The 8,593-nt window shown below is 31.5% G+C and carries 9 protein-coding genes; all 9 read right to left on the bottom strand.

The genetic code is table 11. From position 1 onward, the window contains the following. Window positions 1-1,334 (bottom strand): NAD(P)/FAD-dependent oxidoreductase (locus WBN21_RS16125; protein ID WP_424202088.1); only part of this gene is annotated, 1,334 nt, incomplete at its 3' end. 161 nt (window positions 1,335-1,495) lie between these two features. Further along, on the bottom strand, window positions 1,496-3,112 hold the full coding sequence (locus WBN21_RS16120; protein WP_424202086.1) for a T9SS type A sorting domain-containing protein: 1,617 nt from the start codon (window positions 3,110-3,112) through the stop codon (window positions 1,496-1,498). 152 nt (window positions 3,113-3,264) lie between these two features. Next, window positions 3,265-4,104, bottom strand: a complete 840-nt coding sequence (locus WBN21_RS16115) for a restriction endonuclease (RefSeq protein ID WP_424202084.1) — start codon at window positions 4,102-4,104, stop codon at window positions 3,265-3,267. A gap of 11 nt (window positions 4,105-4,115) precedes the next feature. Then, on the bottom strand, window positions 4,116-5,009 hold the full coding sequence (locus WBN21_RS16110) for a hypothetical protein (RefSeq protein ID WP_424202082.1): 894 nt from the start codon (window positions 5,007-5,009) through the stop codon (window positions 4,116-4,118). A gap of 11 nt (window positions 5,010-5,020) precedes the next feature. Then, window positions 5,021-5,608, bottom strand: coding sequence for a cytochrome b/b6 domain-containing protein (locus WBN21_RS16105; protein ID WP_424202080.1), 588 nt, complete (start codon window positions 5,606-5,608; stop codon window positions 5,021-5,023). An 11-nt stretch (window positions 5,609-5,619) separates the two neighbouring features. After that, window positions 5,620-6,021 carry a hypothetical protein gene (locus tag WBN21_RS16100; protein WP_424202078.1) on the bottom strand — a complete coding sequence of 134 codons (402 nt, stop codon included), beginning with the start codon at window positions 6,019-6,021 and terminating at the stop codon, window positions 5,620-5,622. Next, the gene (locus WBN21_RS16095) at window positions 6,011-6,775 is read right to left on the bottom strand and encodes a TIGR00730 family Rossman fold protein (RefSeq protein ID WP_424202076.1); all 765 of its coding nucleotides are present in this window, start codon (window positions 6,773-6,775) and stop codon (window positions 6,011-6,013) included. The genes WBN21_RS16100 and WBN21_RS16095 overlap by 11 nt, the downstream gene beginning before the upstream one ends. 10 nt (window positions 6,776-6,785) lie before the next feature. Next, on the bottom strand, window positions 6,786-7,907 hold the full coding sequence (locus WBN21_RS16090; RefSeq protein WP_424202074.1) for an ABC transporter permease: 1,122 nt from the start codon (window positions 7,905-7,907) through the stop codon (window positions 6,786-6,788). A 92-nt stretch (window positions 7,908-7,999) separates the two neighbouring features. Next, window positions 8,000-8,593 (bottom strand): ABC transporter permease (locus WBN21_RS16085; RefSeq protein WP_424202073.1); only part of this gene is annotated, 594 nt, incomplete at its 5' end.

The following is an 8,593-nucleotide window of genomic DNA, read 5'->3' as shown; positions in this document are numbered from 1 at the left end:
CCATGAGAATCAGGATATTTTTTAAAATCTGGCACAATTGGAAATGTGGTGATACTAATACCACTTCCTTTCCAAAAACCAAATCCTGAGGAAGCAATACATGCTGCTCCCATATTTCCTAAAGAACCTTTATGGTGTAAGGACTCTTTACCGTTTTTAATGATATCTATAATATTATCTGCAACTAATTTTGCAGTAATTCCAGATGGCATTCCTGTTCTAGGTGGCGAAGGCGAAATATCTGTTCCGTTTTTGCTTTTTCTTGGTTTAGAAATAGCGTGAGGAGGTGCAAATGCAATTCCTGGAGCAAAAATATTTTTATAACTCGGATTTTGATAAGTTTCAGGCCAATCTTGAACCGTCCATTGTTCATAAGGTTTTGGGGTGTAATCAGCATCAACAATCATGAATCCTTTAAAAAGCTTTTCTGTAATGTCATTCTCGTTTTTATCATAAGCTTTAAAACCATGACCTGAAAATGCTGGGATTAACATCGCAAAATCATAAGTTTCTGTTTTATATTCTCCATCAAGAGTTTCGTAATGCGCTATGCCATCTTCAATTTTGTTGACTCCTGCACCGATAATCCAATTTATATCTCTGTCTTCAAAAACCATTTCAACCAATTCACTAGATTTCATGATCATATCACCATAACTCATCAACAATCCATCCATTCCAAAATCACCCAATTCATGCTCATTTGCTATCCAAGTAATTTCTGCCATGTCACGCACATTTTGCTTGCGAAGTTCTTGTTCTACATTTAAAATATACTCAAAAGCTGCACCTTGACATGTGGATTTTGCATGACCAGTTCCAATTAAAATTTTAGCTTTTTTTCCTGTTTTCATTTGTTGAATTACTTCATTCAATCCTTCCCATGCATGGTCTGCATGTGTATAAGTGCAAACGGAATAGGTTTTGTTTTTACCTGGAATTAAACCTTCAGTAGCTTCAAAATTAAGTTTGGGGCCAGTAGCATTAATTAAATAATCATAAGTTACTTTTTCTTGTTTTCCTTTTTCATCTCCTGCAACATATTCTGATATAACATAAGGTTTTGTTTCTGTACTATCACCTTCAGGATGAAACGAAATCGCTTTAGCTTGCTTAAAACCAATATTTTTCTTTTTGTATAATGGCGCTAATGGAAATAAGATTTTTTCTGATTTCATTCTACCGATCCCAACCCATATATTTGAAGGAATCCATTGGTAATTACTGTTTGGAGAAACCACAACAACTTCGTGTTCTTTAGACAGCTTTCTTCTTAAATGTGAAGCAGCTACGTGACCAGAAATACCTGCACCTAAAATTACAATTTTAGCCATTTGATATGATTTGATATTGTGAAATTAGTTTATAAATATTTTTCATAAAATGATATTCATCACTTTGATTATTTGACTTAAAGTAATCTATAGATATTGGGTAAAGATTGCTTTTTAAAACAACTTGAATAGTAACTTTTGTTACATTATCGAAGCATTAGTTAAATTTTTATTATTCTTTTCTCTAGGTTATTTGCGCCATTTTTAAATACTAAAATATATTCTCCAGAAGCCATTTTTGCTAAATCTAATGGAATAGTTTGGGTGCCAATAGACGCTTCTATTTCTAATGATTTTATTTTTTTACCAGAAATATCATAAATAGCTACCTCGCTTTTTTCTGTGTTTGGAATAAATACTTCTATTGAAAAAATACTTTTTGAAGGATTTGGAATTATTTTTAGATTGTAAATATTTTCAGAGGTTAATTCAACTTCATTTACACTCAATGTGGATTTATTAATAAAAACCTTAAAAGCTAGACTACTTGCCGAACTTTGGGTACCATCATTTATAAAGAAAATATTTTCTTGGGTACTTTCGATACCTCCAAAAATATAACCCACAAGCGTAACACCTTCTTGTAAATTGTTAATGTTTAAGATTTCGTTTTCTAAATAATTGGTGTTATCCTCTAACGGAATAAACTCAGAACCAGAACCTAATAAAGTTGGCATCTCAATATCTAAACTGCTTTCTACCATTGATCCGTCACTAAATCGAGATACTTTACTTATAGTTTTTACAAATGGTACATTATCATCCTGTATTAAATTATCATTAGCATCTAATTTAAACTGACTCATGCCTCCAAAAAACAAGGTGTGCATGACATTGTTTGAAGTATCAAAAATGGGTATTTTAGCGCTATGATATTGACTTAAATATTGATTAAAAGTATTATTTACTGTATATCCAGAAGGGGTTACGTCGACAGAATTTAACCAAGGTAAATCTGCTGTATGCTGAAAAACACCACTAAACATAGTAAAACCTTCTGTTCCATCTGGGAATATTTGGGGTGCCATGTTATAATCTCTTCGATGTAAATTATTGGTGTCATTTTGAGCTGTGTAATTTACGATAGAAAGGTTTGTTCCATCATCGTTGATTTCAAAAGTTCTAATTTCATCGGTGTAATTTTGTGTAAATCCTGGTCCATTATTTGGTCCCATTGGATTATATCTCCCTTCAAAATATTGTCCTCCACATAAATAAAACACATCGTTTAACAATCCTAAATGTCCACCCGTAACCGCAAGATTAGTATTAGTGATTTGCCTAAAAAAAGAGGTTATATCTGTGTTGTTTATAACTGCATTCGCCAACCCATCAACATCTACTGCAGTCAATTTATTATGGGTAACATGGTCGTTTTGTGATGCACTATAACCATAACCACCAATAATGTACAACGTATTTCCTCTTTGTATAAATTCTTGATTTGTAGATTGTAATTGCTCAAACATTGATGCTTGCAAAACACTAATAGAGGTACTCCAAGTTTGGTTTGCAACCGGATCAACTACATAAACACTTTTGTTATTATCGTTTTCTAAAAAAGAGGTAAAGGGTTGTCGTTGATGAAGCCCATCAATTCTTCCACCTACAATTAGCCATTTTCCATCACTAGTTTTTCCCCACGAAAATGAATGCACATTTGGCGCATTTGTAATAGTTAGAGGCTCTATTTGAACTGTAAATTGGTCTTGAGAAAATAAGCTGAATATGGAAAAGAAACCTATAAAAAAGGGAATTAAAACTCTATTTTTCATCATTATTGTTTATTCTAATAAAGGTAATTAACACATAGTAGAAAAAGTGCAACCTTTGTTACACAATTAGTTTTAATATAGCTTAACCTATTAATTTTAATTCTACTATACCTTTAGTTGATTATTATTTTTTAAACCCAAAGTCTATTATGGAATTATATTTTGCACAATTCACTTATTTCTAGCAAAGTACGCTGTATCCTAACATCCGAAATGCCAATGCTTTTCATTATGTTAGAAGCTTTAAATAGCTCTTTAACTAAAACGACGTTTTTTTCTATAAGTTGATGTTTTTCTTTTTTAGACAAAGTTGTTAACGTGGTAACGGGATATAAATCCAATGAATCAATATTTGCTTTCAGTCCATTATTTTTTGGATAATCCCAACTTAACAATGTTAATCCTACGCATTTTGCATAATTTATAGCATCTTCTGTAAAGCGTGTATTAGTGACCAACCATCCTTGTTTTAAATGCGTTTTATTTTTTGCATCTGAATTCCATACTTTTTGAATATCTAAAAATCTAGAGTTAATATATAATGGCACTTTTACATTGCTCGAAGCTTTGGCATCAGAATGAAATTTACACTCTATGGCATAGACGTTTCCTTCTTTTTCTGCCAACACGTCTATCTCATGAGTTACGCATTCTCCATTTAAAATAACACTAACTTTGGTTTTATATCCTTTTTCCTTTAATAATGCTCCAACCAATCTTTCAAACGGATAACCTGTTGGACCTAAATCGAAAAGTGCTCGTTTTAAACTGTAGCGCGATGCCGATACTTTATTGTGTTTTTTTAATAAGGAAAAAGCCTTTTTATAAATGGCGTTTGAAGAAATTCCATCATAAATTTCAGGTTGAATTCTATGAACTATGGCATCAACCACTTCTTTGCAAGCACCTGCTGATAGTAGTGATTGTTTTAATTTTTCAAATGAAAAAAGTTCCATCTCCTCATTACCCTTTTTAATAAAAATTTGCTTTTCCATAATTTCTTTTTTTAAAACCTTAATATTTCCGTCATTATTCCTAATCGAATAACGGATAGCTGATGTTCAAAATAAATATTATAATAATCCATTCCATGATAGAACTGAACAAACAATCCTATATCCTCTAAAAACTTGGGATGATAATAAAATGTTAAACTAGCATTGAGTCTATCTAAATCAAAAACGTCTAAATCATTATAATCATCTAACATTAATGTTGTTTCAGCTTTTAACGAAAAATTTGCTTTATTGCTGCCAGAATAGGTTAAAGGTAATTTAAAGGATGTAAAAGTATTATGCCAACGCAATCCACTATACTTTCCATTTAACTCTTGTAACATCCAACTTTTAGGATGAATTTCAATCGCGCTTTTTAAGGTTTTAATGGCTTTTAATCTATCGCTATATGCTGTTTTAAGAAATCCAAACTCCATGAAATTAGTAGCAAAATTCCCTGTTTGTAAGTTGATGGTATTATCGTTATTATAAAAGTTACCATCTTGTCCATTAGAATGATGTGCTATTTTACCAAAAAAAACCAAGTAATTAAGAGCCTCATATTTATTGGCTAAATAATAAACTGAAATCTGTGGAATAAAACTAGGTGTCTGAACAGGATAGGACTCTTGATTATACATCCTGATCGTTATTTGAGGTGTCAAAACTGCCATTAATTTAGAGTCTTTACGTTCTCTAATTACAAATGATGGATTTACATTGGCTTCAAACATTAAGGGTTCAATATTTCCAATATCTGTAGGAAATGTGATGTAACTATCCTTTTGATTGATTAGAGCTATTTTAGACAAATCCAATTGCGGAAGTGTATCTAAATATTTTTGTGAAAAAGCAATATGCACAGACCATAATAGAAAAAACAATATGTATGCTCTTATTTTCATTTATTTTGGTTTCATGCCTTTAAATCTGTGTCTTTCGAGCCACTAACAATCCTTGAAATAATTCCTTTTTGTTCTGTAAATTCTGCAATTAATACACCTGCCAAATGGATAACTATAAATGCAATTAGATAGTAAATACCAAGTACATGGATTTCTTCCATTGGCTTTTTCAATTCTTTTGGTCCTAATTCTATGATAAGTCCAGTTACCAGCGAAACAATAACACAGAGATAAAAAATGATGTATGTCCATTTTTGAATTCTCTTTTTTGTAGATAAGTTTTTACTCAAAGGATTTTGAAGCTTCATTTGTCCGAATGCAGGAAGTATGAAACGAATACTAAATAATCCAACCAATACATAACCAATGTAAATATGCCAATTCCACATAGGTTGTCTTATCTTTTTCGCTAAAACAATGAGTTGATCTTGAGATAAACTCTGTTCGGTACTAATCAGGTAATCCTCTATGATAGCTGCCATATTATACTTATTCATCCATGTTAATCGCAAAAAAATAGTAATTAACAACAGTATAAATGAAACTGCAATTGCCCAATGAATTATTCGATATATTTTAGAATATTTTGTTTTTTCCATGATGTTTGTTTTTAATCTATTATATTATTTTGTTTTATATTGAAAAATGCTACAAGTGAAAAAGCTAACGTCACCAACATTCTAAAAACCATTGCCTTTAATGTTTTAGTTTCGTGAATTCCGCCATTATTGACATAAAGTAGTAAAGCTGTAAAAGCCATTATTAAGATGCCTAAAGCAACAATTAACACCCAAAACGTCCACTTTTTACTTTTTAAAAATCCGTAAACAGCGAATATGTATATTATACTACAGATAAAGTTTGCCCAAACTATAAACAAGACATAGTTTCCTTCTTTGGCTCTAATGCCAAACCAATCGAAAATTACAGAGCTACTTAAAAATAAAGTAAGCAATGCAAACAGCGCTAAAATAGTAGCACTTACCGTGTAGATAACCTTTTTATTTTTCATTTGATAAAGATTTATTTGACGATTCTCCAAGCCACCATTTTGGTTTGCTCTGTTTTGTAATTAAACCGAATTTTTTAATGGAATATGTTTCGATATGCGTTATTACATCTTCGACAGAATCGGTTACAAAAAGCAGCTTCATGTCTTCTGGACTGATGCTTTCATTTTCTGCCATTAAATGAATATGTTCACATAATTCTTTATGGTATTCCGAATCGAAAATAACAACCGGAAAATCTTGAATTACTTTGGTTTGAATTAAGGTTAATGCTTCAAATAGTTCATCTAAAGTTCCAATTCCACCAGGCATGACAACAAAGGCATAAGAATATTTTACAAGAATTACTTTCCGTAAAAAGAAGTATGGAATATCAATCCATTTGTGCAAATAGGGATTTGGTTTTTGTTCAAAAGGTAAAATAATATTACAACCAACTGAGTTTCCACCAGCTTCAAACGCACCTTTATTGGCAGCTTCCATAATTCCTGGTCCACCGCCTGTCATTACTGTAAACCCTGTTTTTGCTAAAGCAGCTCCAATTTTTTCAGCATTTTTATAGTGCTCGGAATCTTTTGTGAATCTTGCTGAACCAAATACAGTAACGCAAGGTCCAATAAAATGCATTTTTCTGAAGGCTTTAATGAAATTGAAAAAGACTTTAAATGCAAAGGATAATTCTTTAAAACGTGATAGAGGACCTCTTACAAATAAAGATTCATCTCTGGATAATTTGATATTTTTCTCTGCTTTCATACCTCATGTTTTAATTGGTTTTCTTATAACTCCACACCGCCAATCCGTTCATGATAACAGCATAAAGCAATGTTTTGAGTAAAAGCGGAAGAATATCCATAAATCCAGAACCTTTCAACATGACCATACGCATTACTTCCACAAAATATTTAATTGGGTTAAATTCTGTTATAGTTTGCGCCCATTTTGGCATACTTTCTATTGGTGTAAATAAACCACTCATCAATATAAAAATGACAGTAAAAAACCAAGCAATAAACATGGCTTGTTGTTGTGTTTCGGTAAAATTTGAAATGAATAAACCAATGCCTAAAACCACAAAAATATAAATGGAAGTGTATAAATACATAAGTGGTAAACTACCAATCATAGGAACGTTAAATATAACTTTTGCTAAGATTAAACCAATGGTTAACAACCCCATTCCTATAACCCAAAACGGAAAAAGTTTCCCGATAATAAACTGACTCTTTTTAATTGGTGTGACGTTTATTTGTTCTAAAGTGCCTATTTCTTTTTCGCGAACAATGTTCATTCCAGATAGAAACAAAGTTATCATTGTGACTAATAAAACCAGTATACCAGGAACCATAAATGTTTTGTAATTTAGAGTTTCGTTGTACCAAAATAAAGGGATCGTTTCAATTTTGATTGGCTGAATTTGTTGGTCTGAAATCTGCAACAAATCCACTTTTAAATTTTGATTAAAACGTTGCACAATTTGAGTAGCATATACATTTTCAACACCCGCTGCAGCTCCATCTATCGCGTTTATAGTGACTCCTAAATTGTTATATTTTTCTTTTTGTAAATCGCGCTCAAAATAATTCGGGATTTCCAAAAGCACATCGACTTCGCCTTTTAACATGGCTGCACTTGCTATTTCTTCAGAAGGAAAATCTGTTAAAACATTAAAATATGTTGACGCATTAAATTTTTCAACTAAAGCTCTGGAGGTTGAAGTATGGTCGTTATCGATATAACCGAATTTGATATTCTTAACTTCAAAAGTAGCAGCATTAGATAGAATAACAAGTTGTAATAATGGTAACACAAAAATGATAGGAAGCATACCTTTATTTCTAAAGATTTGCTTAAACTCTTTTTGTATGATGTATAGAATTGTTTTCATATTTTAAAAGAATAAAGAGAATAGAATAGAGAAAAAAGATGCTTCCAATGATATTTTTCTTTTCTCTTTCATCTATTTTCTATTATCTATTTTCACTCCAATCTAATCTTATATTTCTTCACACTTAATCCAATGAAAAAGATGGTCATTCCAATCAAAATCAAAGTTTCTTTCCAAATAAATTGAATACCAACGCCTTTCAACATGATACCTTTTATGATGATGATAAACCATTTTGCAGGAATGATATTACTAATCACTTGCAATGGCAAAGGCATACTTGAAATTGGAAATATAAAGCCAGATAGTAAAATAACAGGAAGCATTAATCCCATTAATGAAATCATCATAGCAGTTTGTTGAGTAGCCGAAATGGTTGAGATTAAAATCCCCAAAGCCAAAGCGCTTATGATAAACAATATGCTTTCTAAAGCCAATAAAAACAGGCTTCCTTGAACTGGCATTTTAAAAATGAAAATGCTCAGCATAACAATAACTACCGCATTGATTATGGATAGAAAAATATAAGGAAACACTTTCCCTATAATAACCTGAAATGGTTTTAAAGGTGATACTAAAAGGATTTCCATAGTACCTAATTCCTTTTCTCTTGTAATGGAAATGGACGTCATCATCGCGGAAACTAACATCAAAATGATGGTCATTACACCCGGAACAAACATGTA

Origin of the sequence: Algibacter sp. (genome assembly GCF_049667265.1) — a bacterium.
Lineage (GTDB): Bacteria > Bacteroidota > Bacteroidia > Flavobacteriales > Flavobacteriaceae > Algibacter_B.
This window is presented reverse-complemented; position numbering and strand designations above follow the sequence as displayed.

Bases quoted from the DNA above. Each gene is read 5' to 3' on its own strand.
- WBN21_RS16120 (WP_424202086.1), bottom strand. From the start codon at position 3,112: ATGATGAAAAATAGAGTTTTAATTCCCTTTTTTATAGGTTTCTTTTCC.
- WBN21_RS16115 (WP_424202084.1), bottom strand. From the start codon at position 4,104: ATGGAAAAGCAAATTTTTATTAAAAAGGGTAATGAGGAGATGGAACTT.
- WBN21_RS16110 (WP_424202082.1), bottom strand. From the start codon at position 5,009: ATGAAAATAAGAGCATACATATTGTTTTTTCTATTATGGTCTGTGCAT.
- WBN21_RS16105 (WP_424202080.1), bottom strand. From the start codon at position 5,608: ATGGAAAAAACAAAATATTCTAAAATATATCGAATAATTCATTGGGCA.
- WBN21_RS16100 (WP_424202078.1), bottom strand. From the start codon at position 6,021: ATGAAAAATAAAAAGGTTATCTACACGGTAAGTGCTACTATTTTAGCG.
- WBN21_RS16095 (WP_424202076.1), bottom strand. From the start codon at position 6,775: ATGAAAGCAGAGAAAAATATCAAATTATCCAGAGATGAATCTTTATTT.
- WBN21_RS16090 (WP_424202074.1), bottom strand. From the start codon at position 7,907: ATGAAAACAATTCTATACATCATACAAAAAGAGTTTAAGCAAATCTTT.